Genomic DNA, 19,599 nt, shown 5'->3' on the forward strand with positions numbered 1-19,599 from the left:
CGCCGCGGTGCGGCCGTCCCCGAGTGGTGGACGGCCGCACCGCGGTGTTCGGGCAGGGTGGCAATGACCACAGGGCCAGGGCGACTGAGCCGGGTTCGGTAGCGTCTGTCCTCGTGATCGACCGCGCGCCACAGCTCTCTCGCGACCCTTCGCGGGCCAGGGGTGCGGCATGGGTGTGACGTCGTGGTTCGCGTCCCTGCGCGCGGGCGGAGTAGTGGGCCTCATCGACAGCGTGGTCACCGACGGCGGACCCACGTCGAACAGCCGGCGGCGGCGCGGGTGGTTCGGCGCGCTGATGGCGGTCGCCTGGATGTCCTTCATGATCGGGCCGGTCGTGCAGAGCTGGTCAGACGACGGCCCGCTGCGGGGCGCGTTCGCGACCGCGGTGCTGCTCGGATACGCGCTGCTGGTCGTCGGTTCGTTCGTCGTCTTCGGTCGCCGCGGACGGGGCGAATCGGTGGTGGAGCGGCCGACCGATCCCCGGCTGTGGCTGTTCCTGGCCGCGATGGTCGGGTGCACGGTGGCGCTGGTCGGACTGCTCGGCCCGGTCGCCCTGCCCGCCGCGAGCTTCGTCGCGGTGACCGCGATCTTCCACATGCCTGGGCGCGAGTCCGGCTATGTGGCCGTCGCGGTCGCGTTGTTGCTGCTGCTCGCGCCGCTGGCCATCCCGGGCCTGTCGGCCATGCCGTTCTGGCTGGGCCTGATTCCGCTGGGGATCTGGGTGGCCAGGCAGTTGGGCCTGCGCGGTGAGCGGCTCGCGGAGCTGGCCCGGCGGCAACGGGCCGAGCTCGACATCGTGGAGGAACGCAACCGGGTGGCTCGGGACGTGCACGACATCCTGGGCCACTCGCTGACCGTGATCACGGTGAAAACCGAACTCGCGCAACGGCTCATCGATGTCGACCTGGGGCGTGCGCGGACCGAGCTGGCCGATATCGAGCGGCTCGCGCGGGAGGCGCTGGCCGGGGTGCGCGATACCGTCGGCGGGCTGCGTGAGGTTTCGTTGCGCGGCGAACTCGCCAATGCGCGAACGGCATTGGCGGCGGCGGATATCGCCGCGGACCTGCCGGAAGACGCGCAGCTCCCGGATACCCCGCACAGCCAGTTGTTCGGCTGGGTGCTGCGTGAGGCGATCACCAACGTGATCCGGCACAGCGCCGCCCGGCACTGCACGGTGCGGGTCACGGCCACCAGCATCGAGGTAGCCGATGACGGTCGCGGACTGGGCACGGGCCAGGAATCCAGTTCGGGGCTCACCGGTCTGCGCGAGCGCGTCCGTGCCGCAGGCGGCACGCTGACACTGTCCGCGCCGAAGGACGGAGGCGTCCGTGTCCGTGCGACCGTCCCGGCCTGATGCAGCCGCACACGCCCTGATTTCCCGCAGACGAAATCGCATGCAATTCGGTCTGCGGGAGATCAACAGGTGTGCGTGTTCTATGACGGCGTTACCGACAAGTCGAAACAGAAAGTGGGACAGATGATCCGGCTGTTGCTCGCCGACGATCAGGCGCTGGTGCGCGGCGCGCTCGCGGCGTTGCTGGGGCTGGAATCCGACCTGGAGGTGGTCGGGGAGGTCGGTCGCGGTGACGAGGTAGTCGACGCCGTCGCTCGCACGAAGCCCGATGTGGTGCTGCTCGACGTGGAAATGCCTGGGCTGGACGGTATCTCGGTAGCCGCGCAGCTGCACGCCAGCCACCCCGATGTGCGCGTGCTGATGGTGACCACCTTCGGTCGACCGGGGTACCTTCGCCGCGCGATCGATTCGGGTGCCAGCGGGTTCGTCGTAAAGGACACTCCGGCAAGGGAACTGGCCGACGCGGTCCGTCGAGTCCAGATGGGCCTGCGGGTGGTCGACCCTGCCCTGGCCGCCGAAACCCTCACCGCCGGAACCTCCCCGCTGACCGAACGCGAACGCGAGGTCCTGTCCGCCGCCGCGGACGGCGCGACCGCGGGCGCCATCGCCAAACAACTGCACCTCTCCGAGGGCACTGTCCGTAACCACTTGTCCGCTGCCATCGGCAAAACGGGCACCACCACCCGCGCCGAGGCGGTCCGCGCCGCCGAACGTCTCGGCTGGCTCTGACCGTAGGGCGTTGCGCCTGTTCGGAGAGCAGTGATTCGCGCGGACCATTGCGGCACCGGCCGAGTGCGGTTCGGCGCGTCCGCGCACACAGCACTTGCACAACAGATCCGCAGGGGAGTCCCACCCTTCGCTCGTACGGTCGGGGGTTCAGGTCGGGACAATCCACATATAAGGCGCAGTCATGGCAGAAGCCGAAGGCACCGGGGAAACCGCCCCGGTGCAGAACACGAATCCAGCAGCGGCACCGAAGCCGCCCTCGAGGCTGGCGACCCGCTGGCGAGGATCACGCCCGTTGCGGATCGCGAGCGCGGTACTGGCGGCCGTGGTGATCGGCGGTCTCGGATTCGGCGTGGGGCTGGCCGTCGGCGATGGCGGTGGCCATCACCACGGCGGGAATCAGATGGCCGAGGGTCACCGTTCCGGGCGGGACGAGGGCCCGCGGATGCATCGGGAGGACGGACCGAGGATGCACCGATTCGAGCGCGGAGACCGGCCGGGCGCGCCGGGCGACAACGGGTCGGCGCCTGTAGCGCCGGCCCAACCGCCTAACCCGACTTCGACCCCGCCGCCCACGCGCTGATCTTTCGGCGCGTCCGGTTCAGCCGTACCGCAACGGATGGTGCGGCTGAACGCGGTGCGCCTGTCGCCCCTGCTATGGCCGCCCTGTCGCGGCCACCCGCCCGCGAACATCGGTGCCGTTGCCGGTGATCGGCCGGAACCCTCGGTGCCGCCGCCCCGTCGATCGTGCTGTCGCAACAGTTTCCGACCGGTCAGCCGCACGCCTATGCCTGACGCACGCTTCCATTGCGGCGATTCGCGGTGCGTGGCAGAAGGCGTGCGGCCGGCGGTAGGCAAGTGCTACGGCAGCACAACGCACGCGGGACCGGCGCTGATACCGGTGCCGACGTTCACCGTGGTGAGGAAGTAGGTCTCGCCCGAGATGTACTCGGCCGCCCAGAGCTTGTGCTCGCCCTTCTTGGCGGGCGTCCACGTGGTGCTGGCCTTTCCGGACGCGTCCGCGACGGGTCCGACCGGCTTCAGCGTGTCCGCGGTGCGGAGTCCGTCGACCTCGTCCAGGAAGACCACCGCGACACCCGGGCGCGCGGTCGCGGTGACCGTGTAGGAGCAGCCGGCACCGAACGAACCGCCCGAGCTACCGAAGCTCAGTCCGGGCGCGACGTCGATGCGGGTGACCGCGGCCCCCGCGGTCGGCGCGGCGAGCGTGAGCGCGGCGGCCAGCGCGCCGAGGGTGGTCACCGCAGCAGCGGTTTTCTTCGAAACTGTCACAGCAGATTTCCCTTTCGACAACTGTTGTGTCCCATGAGGGGCACGTCCCCGACACTTACACAGGCGATGGTTGCGATCAATGGGCCGGCGCGGATCGCAAGGCAGGCCGGCGAATCGGGCAGGTTCCTGATGCGCCGCACCGTCTTTGCTGGTTTGCTCGCGGTACCGGCGACACGGGACCGGGCGAGGGAGCGAATATGAGGTACGCGGCCGAAGTCACCACCTGGGTGTGGTTGTTGCTGGAGATCGGCTTACGGATTCGAGATCGCTTGCGTCGCAAGGGGTCTACCGAGAACGACGGCGGCACCCGGCTGACCCTGGTGATCGTCGTCGCGACGGCCGCCAACGTCGCCCTGTTCGTCATGTACTTCCTGTCCGCGAACAGCGTGTTCCAGTTCTCCGGTGCGCACCTGCCGTGGCAGATCGCCGGGAGCGCGATCATGTGGCTTGGCCTGGTGGTGCGGATCTGGGCGATCATCGTGCTCGGCAGTTCGTTCCGCACGACCGTCGAGGTCGACACCGACCAGACGGTGGTCGACCGGGGGCCGTACCGATGGGTGCGCCACCCGTCCTACACCGGAATTCTGCTGATCATGGTCGGCCTGGGCCTGGCCGCGGCCAACTGGATATCGTTGGTCGTCGCCGTCGTCCTGCCGATCTATGCCCTGAGCCGACGGATCGACGTCGAAGAGAAGGCGCTGGTCGAGACCCTCGGCCACCCCTACGAGGAATATCGGACCGGCACCAAACGGCTCGTTCCCGGCCTGTGGTGAGCACTGACTGATAGTCATCTGAGAATCCGGCAAACGCGACACTTTCGACCCCGCCCGCTGCGTTGACACTGGTAGAAGGCCAACGCGGCCACCACGAAGGAGTTCGGAATGAGCCTCATCGGCACCCTGATCGGTTACGCCCTGACCGTGTTCATCGTGTTGCTGCTCGCGCGGATGGTGTTCGACTGGATGGCCGCCCTCGGCAACAACCCGAGCTGGGCCAACCGTCCCCGCGAGCTGACCCACGCCGCCACCGAGCCGGTGATCGCGCCGGTCCGGCGGGTGCTCCAGCCGATCCGGGCCGGCGGTCTGTCCATCGACCTGGCCTTCACCGCGGTGTTCATCGTCGCGCTGGTGCTGCGCGGGATCGCGTTCAGCTTCTGACGTAGGTCAGGCGGGGCCGTCGTAGGCGAGCAGCGTGCGCAGGCCGCGGGCGAGGGTGTCCGGCGCGAGATCGCCGATGATCAAGTGCTGCAACATGAATCCGGGCAGCACGCCCATGAGGGCGGTGGCCGTCGCGTGCGTGTCGGCGTCGGCGGCCAGCCAGCCCTCCTCGCGCATGCGCTCGGTGTATTCGTAGCAGCAGGCCCGGATGCCGAGGATCGCGTCCTTGACGTACTCGGCGGCATCGGCATCCACCAGGGCCAGCGCCCACGCCTGCGGGGCCAGTCGCAGCGGGCCCTCTGGTCCGCTGTTCGCGACCATGTGCTCGGCCATCGTCGCGACGAAGCGGTCCGGCGTCGGCAGGGGATCGGCGCGGATCAGCTCGGTCATCAGCGCGCGCAGCGGCACCGTGGTCTGGGTGGCCAGCGCCGCGATCAGGTCGTCTTTGCTCTTGAAGTAGCGGTAGACGGCACCGGCGGACAAGCCGGATTCGGCGAAGACGTCCTGCATGGAGGTCTCGTGGAAGCCCTTGCGGGAGAAGCAGAGGCGCGCGGCGTCGAGGATCTGCTGCCTGCGGCGTTCTAAGTGTTCTTCGCTGACTCTGGGCATGCGTACAAAGTAAAACGAACATCCGTTCTTGACAAGCTCAGGTGGTGCGGGCGACGATGTGAGCATCAAAGAAAACGGTCATTCGATTTACGGGAGAACGTCATGACCACCACCCAGCGCGCGCTCGCCGTCGGTGTCGGCGCCGCCCTGCTCCAGGCGCTGATGCTGATCGCCTTCGCCTGGCCCGCAGCCAATATCGCCCCGCGCGATCTGCCCATTGCCGTCACCGGCCCACAGGCCGACCTGGTCGTGACGCAGCTCGCCGAGCACAGTCCGGACGCCTTCGACATCGCCCGCCCGGCCGACGAAGCCGCCGCGCGCGCCGCCATCGAGGATCGAGGGGTGTACGGCGCCATCGTCACCGGCGACGGGCCGCCGCGCGTGCTGATCGCCTCCGCCGCGAGTCCGGTTGTCGCGCAACAACTCACGCAGATCGGCCAGCAGCTGGCCGGGGGACCTGCGCCCCGGGTGGAGGATGTTGTTGCCGCCGATCCCGACGATCCGCGGGGCACCGCGTTCGGCGCGATGGTGCTGCCGCTGGCATTGTCGGGCATCGGGGCGGGCGTGCTGCTCAGTCTGCTGGTCCCGACGATCAGTGGAAAAACGCTGGGACTGTTGACCTTTGGTGTGGTCGGCGGACTGCTGAGCATGGAGATCATCCACGGCTGGATGTCGGTGGTCCCGGGTTCCTACCTCGAACTGTCCGCCGTCGCCGGTCTCGTCTCGTTCGCCGTCGCGGGCGTCGTCGTCGGTTCCGCCGCCGCACTCGGGGCGGCCGGCATCGGCCTCGCCGCCCTGACCATGCTGCTCATCGGCAACCCGTTCTCCGCCGCCACCTCGGCCCCCGAACTCCTCCCGAAGCCCTGGGGCGCGATCGGCCAGCTCCTCCCGCCCGGCGCCGCCTCCTCCCTACTCCGCTCCGTCGCCTTCTTCGACGGCGCAGGCGCAGCCAAACCCCTTGCGGTGCTACTGATCTGGTCCGCCGCCGCCCTGGCCCTACTCGGCATCGGCGCCCTACGCACCCGCCGCCCCGCCGAAACCCCCACCCCCGAACCAGTTCCCGTCACCGCCAGCTGACCACCGAAGCCGCACACCCCCTGATTTCTTGCACATCGAATCGCATGCGATTGCTTGTGCGGGAAATCAGGGGGTGTGCGTGTGTGCATCGGTGATGCGTCGGGGACGGACCCTCGCGATTTCGGTCTGTGCGGGTCAGCTGACGGTGAAGGCGAGGGTCGGGGCGGTGGCGGCGCCCTCTTCCTTTTGGCTGTTGTAGGTCAGGACGTAGTTGCCGGTGGCGGGGGCCGGGACGACGAATACGACGTAGTTCTTTGCGTTGTCGATGGTCTGGCCTGCGCCGAGCAGTTCGTTGATCTGGCCGCGGTCGTCGGCGACGATGCTCTGGCCGTCGGGGGTCTTCAGGGAGAAGTACTCGGTGAAGATGTTGCTGCCGCCGGCCGGGATGCCCGCTCCGCCAATAATTTTGATGTGCAGGGCGAGTTCGTCCTTGCCGTGCTCGTCCTTGGTGTAGCTCGGGCCGAGCTTGCCCGCGGTCACCTGGATGGTGGTCTGGTCCTGCACCAGCGTGCCGGTGACGGGCAGCGTCTTCGGCTGCACGCTCTCCACCTTGCCCGCGGCGCTGAGCGGGATCTTGGTCTGGTTGTCCGCGGCCTGCCCGTACACCACGGTCATCGTGTCGATCAGGTGCTCGGCGTCCTTGGCGGACTTGACCGACGTGGTCACCTTGCCGGTCGCCGAGCCGCCGCCGGGCACGGTCGGGTTGTCCCACAGCGCGCCGCCGTCGACCTCGTTGCCGACCAGCAGCGAGGTGTTGTTGCTCATCGTCTTGTTGTCGAGCGTGCTGTTCTTGTAGGTGATGTCGATCAGCACCTTCGCGCCGCCGAACTCGTCCGGCACCACGGTCGCCTTGTTCACGGTGATGTCGAAGCCCTCGAACCAGCCCGTCTTGCCGACCGTGCGCACCGTCGACTGGCTCGCGTTGTTGCTGCCCGGCGAGCCGTTGGCCACCGCGCTGGTGGCCGGTGTCGCCGAGACCGGTGTCGCCGCGCCGTCCTTGTCGTTGCACCCGGTCAGGACCAGCGTGGCCGCGCCGAGCAGCGCGACCGCCGTTGCGGCGGTGCGGATTCGGCGGCTACGCGCCGGAACTACGGATGAAATCAGGGTCGAGCGCACGGCAGAGCCTCCCGGAAGATGTGCAACCCCAGAGCGCGACACCCGGGTAGGCCGGGCGTTCGTGGGTTCGCGTTGAAATCTGCACGGGGAGGCTCGGTGTTAACCAGGGCTCGGTCCGCTGAGTGAACCGAAGCGTGGACTACATCGTGGTCCGGCCGTCGCAATTGCCCGCCGACGCGCACGACTCGCAGGTGCCGAACACCTCCATGGTGTGGCTGACCTCGGTGAACCCGTGCTCGCGCGCGATCGCGCCTGCCCAGGCCTCCACGGTCGGCCCCTCCACCTCGACGGTGCGCCCGCAGTGCCGGCAGACCAGATGGTGATGGTGCCCGGTCGAACACTGGCGATAAACGGACTCGCCGGAATCGGTGCGCAACACGTCCACCATGCCGGCGTCGGCCAGCGACTGGAGCGTGCGGTAGACGGTCGTCAGCCCGATGCCCTCGCCGCGCTTGCGCAACTCGTCGTGCAGTTCCTGCGCGGACCGGAACTCCTCGATGTCACCGAGCAGTGCCGCGATGGCACTGCGCTGCCTGGTGCTGCGGATGCCGACCGGCTTCTGCGGAACGACACTGTTCTCTGGCACGAATTACCCTTCCTCGGCGTGCGCGACGGCGTCGACCACGATATGCGCGAGGTGGTCGTCGACGAGTTCGTAGAGCACCTCGCGACCGGACCGCTCGCCGTGGACGACGCCCGCGGACTTGAGGATGCGCAGATGCTGGCTGACCAGCGGTTGGGTGACCCCGAGCGCGTCGACCAGCTCGTGCACACAGCGCGGCGACTCGCGTAACTGCAGCACAATGGCGATGCGGACCGGAGCGGCCAGGGCGCGCAGCAGCTCACCCGCGTCCTCCAGGACGGTCCGCGCGGGCACCGCCGCGGGGGCGGGCGAGCGGTACGGGTTGTGCGGATGGGTGGTGGCGGTCTCGGCGGTCATGGCACCAACTCCTTATTGGAAAGCGATCCCATTTTGATATGCACAGTTGCGCATGTCAAACGGACGCGCCGGAGCGTGCGCGTTCGCCGCACCGCGCCGGAGGTTGCCCGTGCGGTGGAAAGTAGGTTAGGCAGGGCCGATAGTCTGTCTTCGTATCGTTGCGTACTCGCAAAACAATGGCCTGAACGCACAATCCGACTCGTAGTGGATGGAGAATTCTCGAGTGGCACCCAAGTCGAAGGTGGACACCGTTGCCAACCTCGCCAAGCGCCGGGGTCTGGTGTACCCGAGCGGTGAGATCTACGGAGGCACCAAGTCGGCCTGGGACTACGGTCCACTGGGCGTCGAGCTCAAGGAGAACATCAAGCGGCAGTGGTGGCGGTCCATGGTCACCAGCCGCGAGGACATCGTCGGCCTCGACTCGTCGGTGATCCTGCCGCGCCAGGTGTGGGTGGCCTCGGGCCACGTCGGCGTGTTCAACGACCCGCTGGTGGAGTGCCTGAACTGCCATCACCGCTTCCGGCAGGACCACCTGCAGGAGGCGTACGCGCTCAAGCACAAGATCGACGACCCGGACACGGTCACCATGGACCTGCTCGCGTGCCCGAACTGCGGCACCGTCGGCAAGTGGACCGAGCCGCGCGACTTCAACATGATGCTCAAGACCTACCTCGGCCCGATCGAGTCCGAGGAGGGCATGCACTACCTGCGGCCCGAGACCGCGCAGGGCATCTTCGTGAACTTCGCGAACGTGATGACCACCGCGCGCAAGAAGCCGCCGTTCGGCATCGCCCAGATCGGCAAGAGCTTCCGCAACGAGATCACCCCCGGCAACTTCATCTTCCGCACCCGCGAGTTCGAGCAGATGGAGATGGAGTTCTTCGTCAAGCCCGGCGAGGACGCGGAGTGGCACAAGTACTGGATCGAGACCCGTTTCTCCTGGTACACCGATCTCGGCATCAACCCGGACAACCTGCGCCTCTACGAGCACCCGAAGGAAAAGCTGTCGCACTACTCGGCAGGCACCACCGACATCGAGTACCGCTTCGGCTTCCAGGGCAACGAGTGGGGTGAGCTCGAGGGCGTCGCCAACCGCACCGACTTCGACCTCAAGACGCACTCGGAGCATTCCGGCACCGAGCTCAGCTTCTTCGATCAGACCACCAACGAGCGCTACGTGCCGTACGTGATCGAGCCCGCGGCCGGCCTGACCCGCTCGTTGATGGCGTTCCTGGTGGACGCCTACGCCGAGGACGAGGCGCCGAATGCCAAGGGCGGCGTGGACACTCGCACCGTGCTGCGCCTGGACCGCAGGCTTGCCCCGGTCAAGGCGGCGGTACTTCCGTTGTCGCGCAACGCGGACCTGACGCCGAAGGCGAAAGACCTTGCCGCGCAACTGCGCCGGAACTGGAACGTGGAGTTCGACGACGCCGGCGCCATCGGCCGCCGCTACCGTCGCCAGGACGAGATCGGCACCCCGTTCTGCATCACCGTCGACTTCGACACGCTCGACGACCAAGCGGTGACCATCCGCGAGCGGGACTCGATGACGCAGGAACGGATCGCGCTGGACAAGGTGGAGGGCTACCTGGCCCAGCATCTGCTGGGTTCCTGACCTTTCGACCGAACGACCCGCGCCGGATGATCGGTGCGGGTCGTTCGTCGTTTCAGCGCGTCGGTGGTAGCGGGGGAGTCGGTGGCGTCGGCGGGAGCGGCGGACGCTCCGCGCCGGAACCGTTGTTGCGCACCGTGATTCCGATCGCCGTCGGGATGAGCAACGCCATGCCCCACGGCACCGCCACCCAGAACGGCCAGAAGTAGCCCGCGCCGGTGGCCACCCAGATCAACAGGGTCAGCATGTTCACGAAGACCCACGGCGTCCACATGACGACGATCCACTGCGGTATGCGCTTCAGGTCCCGGGGGCGCGAAACGCGCTGCGCGGGAAGGTCGGCCAGCACCGGATTCAGCTCGCCATAGGTCTTGGCGGCATACACCTGCTGCAACCGGTCGTCGTATTCGTGCAGCGTCAGCCTGCCCTCGTTCATCGCATGCCGCAGTTGCTCGACGATCTTCTCGCGGTCGGCATCAGACGCCCGCACATTCTCCGCTCCCACGGTTGTCAGCGTAGGGCGATTACGGGCGATCCGCCCTCCAATTGCCGGTCTACGGGTTTTCCGACGGCGTCGCGGGGGAAATATCCGGACCGAGTGGTCCGTTGACGCTCGATGTGCCGTTAGTCACCGAATCGAGGAGCTCAGCATGGCAAGAGCGGTGAAGTTCGATCGATATGGCGGGATCGATGAGTTGCGGGTGGTCGAGGTGCCGACGCCGACCGCCGGGCCTGGACAGGTGGTGGTCGCCGTGGTCGCGGCGGGCATCAATCCGGGCGAGGCGTACATCCGCAGCGGGGCGATGCACGATCGCTGGCCTTCGACGTTTCCGTCGGGCGAGGGATCCGATTTCGCGGGACGCATCGTCGAGCTCGGGGCGGAGGTCGGCGGTATCGAGGTCGGCGACGAGGTGCTCGGGTTCACCGACGACCGCGCCAGTCACGCGACGCATGTGGTGGTGCCGTTCGCTCAGGTGACGCCCAAGCCCGCCGGGCTGGACTGGGATGTCGCCGGCGCGTTATATGTCGCGGGCACAACGGCTTTCGCGACGATCCGGGCGGTGGAGGCGAATGCCGGCGACACGGTCGTCGTGTCCGGTGCCGCCGGCGGTGTCGGCTCGATCGCGGTGCAACTGCTGCGGGTGCGCGGGGCTGACGTGATCGGGATCGCGAGTCCGGCGAACCACGACTGGCTGCGGAAGGTCGGCGCGACGCCGGTCGCATACGGCGACGGGCTGATCGATCGACTCCGGGCCGCCGCGCCGAACGGTGTGGACGCGTTCATCGATACGTTCGGTGCCGACTACGTGGACATCGCCGTCGAAATCGGCGTTCCGGTCGAGCGAATCGACACCATCATCAACTTCGCCGCCGTCGAGAAATACGGCGTGAAAGCCGACGGCAACGCCGCCGCAGGGACGATCGATGTGCTCACCGAGCTGGCCGACCTCGCCGCGGCAGGCACCGTCGAGGTGCCGATCGCCGGCGCCTACCCGCTCGACCAGGTCCAAGACGCGTACCGCGAACTGGAACAGCGGCACACCCGCGGCAAGATCGTCCTGCACCCCTGACTTCCCGCACACCTTCTGATTTCCCGCACACGAAATCGCATGCAATTTGGTGTGCGGGAAATCAGAAGGTGTGCGTCTTCGGGAAGGTGCGCGGCCGTCGGCAAGATCGTCCTGCGGTGCTGGCTTCCCGCAATCTTTCTGATGCTCCGCCCTGGAATCGGATGCGATTCCAGGTGCAGGGAAACAAGGGGTGTGCGGTTTCAGCGCGGGACGTCCCAGAAGGCGAGTTCGTGGCGCATGCCTTCGCGGAACAGCGTTTCGGCGCGGTCCGGGTCGGGGCCTGCTTCGTCGATCATTTGGGCGCAGCGGCGGGTGAGGGCGGCGAAGGCGGGGTCGGCGTAGGTGTCGACCCAGCGGCGGTAGCGGGGTTCGGCGGGTGGGTTCTCGGCGAGGCGGGCGCCCAGTGTGGAGTAGCCCCACATGCAGGGGTAGAGGGCGACGAGGCCCTCGGCGTAGTCGGCGGCCGAGTCGAGCAGGAACGTCGTATAGGCCGCGCAGGCAACGCCTTTGGTGACACCGCCGAGGTCCGCGCCGAACTCCGCGGCCAATGAGCGGTGCAGTGCGAGTTCGTCGTGATAGGTGGCGTGCGCCAGGTCCACCAGGTCGCCGAGGTGCGCCGGCGGGGCCTGCCAGGCCAGGCGGCTGAAGACGCGGACGTAGTCGAGCAGGAAGAGGTAATCCTGCTCCAGCCAGGAACGGAAGACCGGCTCGGGCAGATCACCCTTGGCGATGCCCGCCACGGTGGGGTGATCGAGCTGATGCTCGACCAGCGGGCGGCCGAGTTCTTCCAGATGTGCGGCGAGACTCATGTCGGCCAGTCTTCCGCATACGTTCGTTTGCGCCCCGGCCGGTGTTGCCGCACGCTTGCGAGGTGTTGCGGGATGAGGATGCGACGGTGCGCGTATTGGCGCCGTCGGAACAGCGGTTTGTACGGCACGGCACCTACACGGGCCGGTCGGTGTCGGTAACGGGAGAGCTCGACGTCGCGGCGTTGAAGGAAGCTTTCGCCGCATTGCAGGTGGCGTTTCCGGTGGTGCTCTGCCGGATCGGGGAAGACGAGGCGGGCACGGGATATCTACTGCGCCCAGGGGATTCGCCGATCGGTGCCTCGGTCACCGAGGGCGATGTGGAGACTGTGGGTTTGCCGGCGACGCCGGTGGACCCCGGGACGCAGCTGGCTTATCTGGATGCGGTGTCCGGTGCGGGTCGGTGGCGGGTCACCTTGTTCGCGCATCACAGCATCGCGGATGCCGGGCACTGCGTCGAACTGTTGTCGCGGTTCTGGGGGTTCTATACCGACATCGTCGAATCCGCGCCGATAAGTGTTGTGCCGCAGGAGTATCCGCAACCGTTGGAGTGGCATGTGGCGAAGCGGGGGATCGTCACGGGCGGGGTGTCTGGCTTCGAGGACGTGACCAAGCCGCTGCCGGCGGTGGCAGCGCCTGTGCCCGTGGATGATCCGGCACCGAGTTCGCTTGCTTGGCCTAAGCGTGCGCGGCTGGACGAGGCGACGACGGCGCGAATCGTGGTGCTGGGTCATCAGCGTGGTGTCAGCGTCAACGGATTGATCACGGCCGCGCTGCTTCGCGCCTACGCTGCCGAAACATCCAATGCCACAGACGGTCCGGTGCCGTTGGGTTGCCTGTACCCGGTGGACATGCGGCCACGACTGGACCCGCGAGTGGCACCCGCCGAAGGCACCAACATGGCCGGACTCGCCTCGTTCGCCGCCGAGATCGATCCCGCGGAGAGCATTCTCGAACTGGCCCAACGGATTTCGGAACGCCTACGCGCCGACCTGGCCGCGGGCATCGTGCAACAGTCGGTCCTGCACTTCCCCGACTTCTACGGCCCGAACCGAATCCACTCCCTGGCCGGTCACATAGCAATCACCAACACCGGTGCCGTACCCCGATTCCGAACCCCGGTCGGCCTCACCCTGACCGACTACGAAATCGTCTATCTCTCCGCCCACCCCAAACCCTCAACCGGCGCCTCCGCCGCAATCACCTTCCTCGTCTACACCTTCCACGGCCAACTAGCCGTCGGCCTACTAGGCGGCGGCGCCAACGCGGACAATCTCCTCACTGCAGTCCGCAAAGAGCTGACCGAGCTATCCGCCGAGGTGATCGAGGAGTAGCCGCCGGTCGCCTGAGCAGCTCGGTCGCACGATCCCCGTGAATTGCCGCGATCGGTCGGCGATGAGCGCGGTCGGCCAGCTTGGCAGTTGTGTCGACAGACCACCTGATCGCCTCGACATTCGAGGAGCTGATCGCGTCGTCCGCCGAGGTGATCGGGGAATAGCCCCCGCCGATCGCCGAAGCGGCTCGGTCGCACGATCTCCATGGTTTGCCGCGAATGGTGGTACGCCACCCGGTAAAGGTGCGCTGGCCGCTCCTCGAACCGCGCGGCTAGGAAACTCGTGACCATTTGTCACGTTCCTTCGATGGCTCCGGTCAAGCAAACACTGGGCCATACCGGATCGAGCCGACAAGGAGGCACCATGACCGCTGGAATGCGCATAGTCGTCTACCCCGTCACCGACCTGGTCAAGGCGAAACCCCCCGCAGACGGCCATGCCCGGCAACGGCACCCGGCGAGCTTCCTGCTGAACGGGACATGACGCCGCTGAATCGCGAGTAAGCACGCGATGACGTCCCCTCGACGAACAGTCGCGCGTCGAGCTGGACATGAGGGTGATGAATCGCGAGAAGGAACGCCGTGATGTCCCATTCGGAGATAGTCGGGTCCGTCGTCTGCCGTCGAGGTATCAACTGCGGATCGCCGCTGGCTGTGCAGGTCTCGAGTGGCCGTAGCGCGTGCTGATCGGGTGATGGCTGCGGGTGAAAGCGGCTGGCCGTGCTGTGGGTCGGGCAGAATGCTGGGGGACAGCGGACGATCGGGTTGGAAGCGGGTGTGCCAGCGGTGGTGACGAACGGAGACCGGAGCAGCGGGGTCGGTGCGGCCGCGGTCGGGCTGGCGGCGCTGGGAGTCGGCGAGGCGATCGCCGCGATCAGGGGCGGCTCGCTGATCGACACCCTGGGGCGGGCGGTCATCGATGTCGTGCCGGTGCCGGTTGTCGAGGCTACGGTCGCGATGTCCGGTCGGCACGACAAGGTGGCTACCCGGTTGGGTATCGGCGCGGGTGTGGTCGCGGCGACTGTCGGGCTGGCCGCGTTGCCCGATCGGCTGCGGACACCCGTCACTGCCGCGGCCGGCGCGGGTGTCGCCGCATTGGCGACCCGATTGTCGACTCGCTCGCCCTCTACCGTGGCCGGTGCCGTCGCGGCCGGCGGGGTGCTCGCCGCAGGGTTACGCAGGCGCCCACACGGACTGCTCGGTGGATTGGCTTGGATCGCAACGGGCACCGGCATGTTCGCGGCCGCCCACACCCTGCACCATGACCTGGACCGCAAGCAGGACAACGACATTCGCCGCATCGGCCCGATGGGCGCGCTGGGCGTCGTGCCGCAGGACGGACTCGAGGACGAGCCCGGCTTGTCACCGCTGGTCACCGCGGCCCGCCGGATGTACGTCGCCGACGTCAATCTCCGCCCGCCCCGGATCGATCCGGCCCACTGGCGACTGTCCGTCACCGGCAAGGTCGCGCACCCCCTGCGCCTGACGCTGAACGAATTGGCCGAAGACGCAGTGGAATTCGACGCCGTCATGGTGTGCGTGCACAACCACCCCGGCGAGGGCCGGGCAGCCAACGGCCGCTGGTTCGGCGTCCCGCTCTCCGACCTGCTGAAGCACGCAATCCCCGAATCCGACGCCACCCGCCTGGTCACCAGAGCCGTTGACGGCTACACGATCTCACTACCGATCGAGCCGCTGCGCTCCGGCGAATGGCCCGGCTACGTGGTCATCGGCATGAACGGTGAACCCCTCACTCCCGCGCACGGATTCCCCGCCCGCGTCTTCGTCCCCGGCCTCTACGGCCAGTACACCGGCGCGAAATGGCTCGGCGAACTGGAACTCACCGACGACACCCACGTCGACTACTGGTGGCGCCGCGGCTGGCCCGCGGGCCCGCTCTGGGTAACCCCGCAGGCCCGCATCGATGTGACCACCCCCGGCCGAGCCGCCGCAGGCACCACCACGATCGCCGGAGTCGCCTGGGCCCCACCGCACGGCGTCGCCGGTGTGGAAGTCCGCATCGGCGAAGGTGATTGGTACCCAGCCGATCTCGGCACCGAACTCGGTTCCGCCGCCTGGCGCCGCTGGCGCACCGCAATCGAACTGCCCCCGGGCGAACACCAAGTACAAGCCAGGGCAATCAGCCGCTCCGGCGAAGTCCAGGAAGGACGGCACCGCCCGCCCTTCCCCACCGGCCCCTCCGGCTTCCACACGATCACCATCGAGGTCTAAAAAGCGCCTACGACGCAACCACGAACCGTTCTCTCACCGAGATCCGCACCCTAACTCGGGATCCGCACTCGAAATCCGGCCCTAAAGCCAGTGCGGATCCCGAGAGAGCGCGCAGATCTCGATAGCTCCGCGACTACTTCGGAACGATCGGTTCTTGCAGTTCGGTAACCCAGCCGCTTGTGTCCTCGGTGTAGACCAGGGTCACCTCGCGGCTGGGTCCACTCAGCCGGTAGCCGTTGTCGTCGACCCAGCGGCCGAGGGCCTGCCACGGTTCCAGGACCTCGTTCATGCTGCCGCGGTGCACGACCGTGGCAGCATGGGGCACCGCAGGAAGGTCTACGACCGCGAAATCGTGCCCCTCGGTGGTGTCGAGGTTGACCGGCACCGCAGCGTGCGCGAGCACCGAACCGTCCTCACGCTCGTCGTAGTACGCGATGGCGTACCCGGCGATCGGTATCCCGGCATTCTCCAGCCGTTTGCAGACGTCTTCGAACAGCGGCCCGATGACCGGACCGATCGATTCCGGCTCGAAACTGGCAGCGACAGCAGTCAATTCGGCAACCCGAACCGCCGGGATGGACTTGATGATCACATCATGGACAGGCATGGCGCCCTCTTTCTCGATGATGCGGAGCCTCGTTTCGACCTGGACCAGCCTGGCTCGGTCGCCCGCGATGCGCTGCTCGAGCTCGGCTCGGCGCAGGGTCAGCATGCCGCGCAGTTCCGCGCCGCCGACCTGATCGTCCAGAATCTGGCCGACCTGTTCCAACGTGAAGCCGAGATCCTTCAGTGCGACGAGGCGATTGAGCCGGGCCAGTTGCCCGCCGGAGTAGAAGCGGTAGCCGCTGTGCTCGTCGACCCGATCCGGGCGTAGCAGCCCGATCGCGTCGTAGTGGCGCAGCATGCGCACCGACACCCGTCCGTGTCTGGCGAAGTCTCCGATGGTGAACATAACGACTCCTGGTCTATGACCTCACACGGTGTCAGGGTCAAGCGCGTCAGAATCGGCCGCCGCGGCTGATCCGCCGGGACCCGCTGGAACCGCCGTATGACCCGGCGCTCCAGCCGCCCGACCCGGACCGACGGCCGCCGCTGGCCGCACCGCGCAGCAGTCCGTCGATCAGGATGCCGCCGAGCACGGCACCCGCCTGCGATGATCCCGACACCGGTTGCGCGGTCTCCCAGGCCCGCACGCTGGCCTGGGCGGACTGCAACGCGCGTCCGGCGAGGTCGGCGGCGGACTGGGCGCTGGTCAGCGCTTGCGCGGGGTCGGTCGTGCTTTCTTGTTGTGCCGCATCGAGATTGCGTTGTGCCTCGGACAGCCGGGTGCGGGCCTCGGCGTCGATGCCGCCGCGCCGGGTGGTGATGTAATCCGAGGCGGCGCTGACTCGTGCGCGGGCGTCCGTCAGCGCCTGGTCGAGCCTGCGCCGCAGGTCTTCGGCGGCGAGTTTGCGGTCGGTAGCAGCAGCGATGGCGCGGTCCAGGTCGCCGTCGGCGGCTACCGCGTCGTGGAAGGCATCGAGGGGGTCCGCGGTTGCGGCAGCGGCAGCCTTGTCCAAGACGGTCTGTGCAGTCGCCGTCGCGGCAGCGAGTTCCTGCCCGCCGTAACCGGAAAGTTCGGTGGCGGAGGCAATATCACGACGCAACTCGTCGAGAACCGCAGGCAGCCCATCGCGGGCCTGCTGAATGTTGGCGGACGCGTTGTCGATTCCGTCGAGCAGCGTCCGTGCCTGACCGACGGCCGCCTCCGCCGAACGGATCGCCGCCACCGCGCCACCCTGCTTGCCCACCGGCTGGGTCAATGCCGCACGCCCCGCGTCGATGTTCTGCTCCGCGAAGGTGATTCGTTCACCCGCCATGGTCACGTTGTCGTGGATCGGGGCGAGCACACTGGCCGGATGCGCGGCGGTGAGCCGGGACAGTTCCGCCTCGGACGCGGGCAGCCGGCTCTTCAACTCGACGAGATCCCTTGTCAGCCCGTCCAATCGGTCGCCGGCATTGATCAGCAGATCGCGCATCGCGTCGAATTCGGCGACCTGAGCGTCGAGTTCGCGATCGGCGCGCCCGACCGTGCCGATCAAATCGACGAGCAGCGAGCGCTGTTCGTCCGGCGTCTCCGGGATGTCGTCATCGAGTCGCTGTCGGATCGAGAAGGCCTTGGACGCAGCGGCTTTCGCATTGTCGAGAGCGGTATTGAACGGAAGAGTGGCGGTCGCGCCGAACTCGCCGGTCGCCAACTCCAACTCCTCGGCACTGGTCCGGACCGCATTGTCGATCTCGACCAGCGCCTCCCGCGAACGCGCATGCAGCGCGTCCAACGAAAGCGCACCCAGCGCGGCGGTGTTGTCCGGGTCCACCTCGCGCGCCGCCGCGAGTTCGGCCTTCGCCCGATCGCGTCGCCGCTTGCGCGCGAACAGCACCAGCCCACCCACCACCAGCACAATCAGCACACCGATGACGAGCAGGAACTTGACGTTGACCCCGCCGCCCTGCATCGCCGACTTCAAACCATCCGCGGTCTCGACACCCGCGTCCGCCCACCGCCCGTCCCGCAGCGCGGGCTCCACCTCCCGCGTCAGCAGGCTGTTCAACTCGGAATCGCTGACCCCGCTGGGCAATTCCCCATAGAACCAGTACGAACGATCCTGCGTGGCCACCGCGAGCAACAGATCCCGGCTGCCGAACCCCGACTCCGCCGCCGTCCGCTCCGCCCACACCTCCGGCCCCAGCCCGCCGAAATCGCGCACGTAGACCACCCACAACCGTGCCTGCTGGTCGGCATACAGCTGATCCACCGCCGACTGCACCCGGTCGACCTGCCCACCATTGAGCGCCTTCGCCGAATCGACCACATAGGTATCCATCCGCAGCGGCGCCTCCGCCACCCCCGTCGGCGCGCCGACCAGCACGGCCCCGGCGAACAACACCCCGAGCACCACCCAGGACGTCCAGCGGGCAACACGATTCGGCAGCGACATGGCAAGAATCTATCGCGCGACCCGCCTGCCGAGCCGAAGACGACAGGCCGGAGCCGTTCGATTCGCGCGGAATGGCAGGGGAGCGCGGCGGTCGATAGCATCGTCGGTGTGATCAACATCGATCGCCCGTATACCGGTCATGTCTCGCCGGGTTCCGATCCGCAGCAGCGTGACGTCTCGGGTGCCAGCATCCTCAAGCTGTCCGTCGGCGGCATGGACAACAACTGTTATCTGGTGCAGTGCGCGGCCACCGGCGCGGCCCTGCTCATCGACGCCGCGAACGAGGCCGACCGGGTCGAGGAACTCATCGATCACGTGGCGCCGGGCCAGATCGCGGTGATCGTCACCACGCATCAGCACCCTGACCACTGGCAGGCCCTGAAGCAGACGACCGCCACCACCGGCGCGCCCACCGCCGCACACGAACTCGACGCCGACCCGCTCCCGGTCCGCCCCGATCGCCTGCTCGCCGACGGCGACCACATCACCATCGGTGAGCTGGACCTCGAGGTCATCCACCTGCGCGGCCACACCCCGGGCTCGGTCACCCTCGCCCTCACCGACGGCGACGGCCGCGTCCACCTCTTCACCGGCGACTCCCTGTTCCCCGGCGGCCTCGGCCGCACCACCAGCCCGGCGGACTTCGAGTCGCTCTACCGCGACGTCACCACCAAACTCTTCGCCCGCTACCCCGACGACACCGTCGTCTACCCCGGCCACGGCGACGACACCACGCTCGGCGCCGAACGCCCGCAGCTGGCCGAGTGGCGGGAACGCGGCTGGTAGCCGGGATTCGCG

Annotated in this window: 20 protein-coding genes; 10 read left to right on the forward strand and 10 right to left on the reverse strand. The window is 67.8% G+C overall.

From position 1 onward, the window contains the following. The first annotated feature begins 169 nt into the window (after nt 1–169). Together AB0M22_RS19560 and AB0M22_RS19565 are read left to right on the forward strand one after the other, a co-directional pair. Nucleotides 170–1,354, forward strand: a complete 1,185-nt coding sequence (locus AB0M22_RS19560) for a sensor histidine kinase (RefSeq protein ID WP_364728335.1) — start codon at nt 170–172, stop codon at nt 1,352–1,354. A gap of 123 nt (nt 1,355–1,477) precedes the next feature. Beyond that, entirely contained in the window at nt 1,478–2,083 is a 606-nt protein-coding gene (locus tag AB0M22_RS19565; protein ID WP_364728338.1) for a response regulator transcription factor, read from the forward strand. A gap of 283 nt (nt 2,084–2,366) precedes the next feature. Here the strand turns inward: AB0M22_RS19565 and AB0M22_RS19570 are convergent, their stop codons facing one another. Both AB0M22_RS19570 and AB0M22_RS19575 read right to left on the reverse strand, forming a co-directional pair. Beyond that, nucleotides 2,367–2,531, reverse strand: a complete 165-nt coding sequence (locus tag AB0M22_RS19570) for a hypothetical protein (protein WP_364728341.1) — start codon at nt 2,529–2,531, stop codon at nt 2,367–2,369. A gap of 410 nt (nt 2,532–2,941) precedes the next feature. Further along, a complete protein-coding gene (locus AB0M22_RS19575; protein ID WP_364728344.1) occupies nt 2,942–3,370 on the reverse strand; it encodes a hypothetical protein in 429 nt (142 codons plus the stop codon). A 197-nt stretch (nt 3,371–3,567) separates the two neighbouring features. On the opposite strand from AB0M22_RS19575, the gene AB0M22_RS19580 reads away from it, so the two are divergent. Both AB0M22_RS19580 and AB0M22_RS19585 read left to right on the forward strand, forming a co-directional pair. After that, nucleotides 3,568–4,143 carry an isoprenylcysteine carboxylmethyltransferase family protein gene (locus AB0M22_RS19580; protein WP_364728346.1) on the forward strand — a complete coding sequence of 192 codons (576 nt, stop codon included), beginning with the start codon at nt 3,568–3,570 and terminating at the stop codon, nt 4,141–4,143. 108 nt (nt 4,144–4,251) lie between these two features. Further along, on the forward strand, nt 4,252–4,527 hold the full coding sequence (locus tag AB0M22_RS19585; protein ID WP_364728348.1) for a YggT family protein: 276 nt from the start codon (nt 4,252–4,254) through the stop codon (nt 4,525–4,527). Nucleotides 4,528–4,533: 6 nt separating this feature from the next. On the opposite strand, the gene AB0M22_RS19590 is transcribed toward AB0M22_RS19585, so the two are convergent. Continuing rightward, nucleotides 4,534–5,136, reverse strand: a complete 603-nt coding sequence (locus AB0M22_RS19590) for a TetR/AcrR family transcriptional regulator (RefSeq protein ID WP_364728350.1) — start codon at nt 5,134–5,136, stop codon at nt 4,534–4,536. A gap of 102 nt (nt 5,137–5,238) precedes the next feature. Here AB0M22_RS19590 and AB0M22_RS19595 point away from each other — a divergent pair, with 102 nt between their 5' ends. Then, nucleotides 5,239–6,213 carry a hypothetical protein gene (locus AB0M22_RS19595; RefSeq protein WP_364728353.1) on the forward strand — a complete coding sequence of 325 codons (975 nt, stop codon included), beginning with the start codon at nt 5,239–5,241 and terminating at the stop codon, nt 6,211–6,213. Nucleotides 6,214–6,348: 135 nt separating this feature from the next. On the opposite strand, the gene AB0M22_RS19600 is transcribed toward AB0M22_RS19595, so the two are convergent. The 3 genes from AB0M22_RS19600 to AB0M22_RS19610 all read right to left on the reverse strand — a co-directional run bounded on the left by AB0M22_RS19600 (nt 6,349) and on the right by AB0M22_RS19610 (nt 8,269). Next, nucleotides 6,349–7,329 (reverse strand): hypothetical protein, encoded by a 981-nt coding sequence (locus tag AB0M22_RS19600; RefSeq protein WP_364728356.1) that lies wholly within the window; start codon nt 7,327–7,329, stop codon nt 6,349–6,351. A 139-nt stretch (nt 7,330–7,468) separates the two neighbouring features. Continuing rightward, entirely contained in the window at nt 7,469–7,915 is a 447-nt protein-coding gene (locus tag AB0M22_RS19605) for a Fur family transcriptional regulator (RefSeq protein ID WP_364728358.1), read from the reverse strand. Nucleotides 7,916–7,918: 3 nt separating this feature from the next. Further along, nucleotides 7,919–8,269, reverse strand: a complete 351-nt coding sequence (locus AB0M22_RS19610) for a metalloregulator ArsR/SmtB family transcription factor (protein ID WP_364728360.1) — start codon at nt 8,267–8,269, stop codon at nt 7,919–7,921. A 223-nt stretch (nt 8,270–8,492) separates the two neighbouring features. Between AB0M22_RS19610 and AB0M22_RS19615 the strand changes: the two genes are divergently transcribed. Beyond that, complete coding sequence (locus tag AB0M22_RS19615) at nt 8,493–9,884, forward strand: glycine--tRNA ligase (RefSeq protein WP_364728362.1); 1,392 nt, start codon at nt 8,493–8,495, stop codon at nt 9,882–9,884. Nucleotides 9,885–9,936: 52 nt separating this feature from the next. On the opposite strand, the gene AB0M22_RS19620 is transcribed toward AB0M22_RS19615, so the two are convergent. Next, nucleotides 9,937–10,386, reverse strand: a complete 450-nt coding sequence (locus AB0M22_RS19620; protein WP_364728365.1) for a DUF1707 domain-containing protein — start codon at nt 10,384–10,386, stop codon at nt 9,937–9,939. 145 nt (nt 10,387–10,531) lie between these two features. Here AB0M22_RS19620 and AB0M22_RS19625 point away from each other — a divergent pair, with 145 nt between their 5' ends. Then, on the forward strand, nt 10,532–11,452 hold the full coding sequence (locus AB0M22_RS19625; protein WP_364728369.1) for an NADP-dependent oxidoreductase: 921 nt from the start codon (nt 10,532–10,534) through the stop codon (nt 11,450–11,452). A gap of 200 nt (nt 11,453–11,652) precedes the next feature. On the opposite strand, the gene AB0M22_RS19630 is transcribed toward AB0M22_RS19625, so the two are convergent. After that, the gene (locus AB0M22_RS19630) at nt 11,653–12,261 is read right to left on the reverse strand and encodes a TenA family protein (protein WP_364728371.1); all 609 of its coding nucleotides are present in this window, start codon (nt 12,259–12,261) and stop codon (nt 11,653–11,655) included. 62 nt (nt 12,262–12,323) lie between these two features. Here AB0M22_RS19630 and AB0M22_RS19635 point away from each other — a divergent pair, with 62 nt between their 5' ends. Together AB0M22_RS19635 and AB0M22_RS19640 are read left to right on the forward strand one after the other, a co-directional pair. Continuing rightward, nucleotides 12,324–13,592: an acyltransferase gene (locus tag AB0M22_RS19635; protein WP_364728374.1), complete on the forward strand. Its 1,269-nt coding sequence runs from the start codon at nt 12,324–12,326 to the stop codon at nt 13,590–13,592. A gap of 785 nt (nt 13,593–14,377) precedes the next feature. Continuing rightward, a complete protein-coding gene (locus AB0M22_RS19640) occupies nt 14,378–15,823 on the forward strand; it encodes a molybdopterin-dependent oxidoreductase (protein ID WP_364728377.1) in 1,446 nt (481 codons plus the stop codon). 133 nt (nt 15,824–15,956) lie between these two features. Here the strand turns inward: AB0M22_RS19640 and AB0M22_RS19645 are convergent, their stop codons facing one another. Further along, nucleotides 15,957–16,775: a MerR family transcriptional regulator gene (locus AB0M22_RS19645; protein WP_364728380.1), complete on the reverse strand. Its 819-nt coding sequence runs from the start codon at nt 16,773–16,775 to the stop codon at nt 15,957–15,959. Nucleotides 16,776–16,821: 46 nt separating this feature from the next. Then, the gene (locus AB0M22_RS19650; protein WP_364728382.1) at nt 16,822–18,801 is read right to left on the reverse strand and encodes a TPM domain-containing protein; all 1,980 of its coding nucleotides are present in this window, start codon (nt 18,799–18,801) and stop codon (nt 16,822–16,824) included. Between the two features lie 108 nt (nt 18,802–18,909). Here AB0M22_RS19650 and AB0M22_RS19655 point away from each other — a divergent pair, with 108 nt between their 5' ends. Continuing rightward, the gene (locus AB0M22_RS19655; RefSeq protein ID WP_364728384.1) at nt 18,910–19,587 is read left to right on the forward strand and encodes an MBL fold metallo-hydrolase; all 678 of its coding nucleotides are present in this window, start codon (nt 18,910–18,912) and stop codon (nt 19,585–19,587) included. The last annotated feature ends 12 nt before the right edge of the window (nt 19,588–19,599 follow it).

Source organism: Nocardia sp. NPDC051756 (genome assembly GCF_040681495.1).
In the GTDB taxonomy this organism is placed as follows: domain Bacteria; phylum Actinomycetota; class Actinomycetes; order Mycobacteriales; family Mycobacteriaceae; genus Nocardia.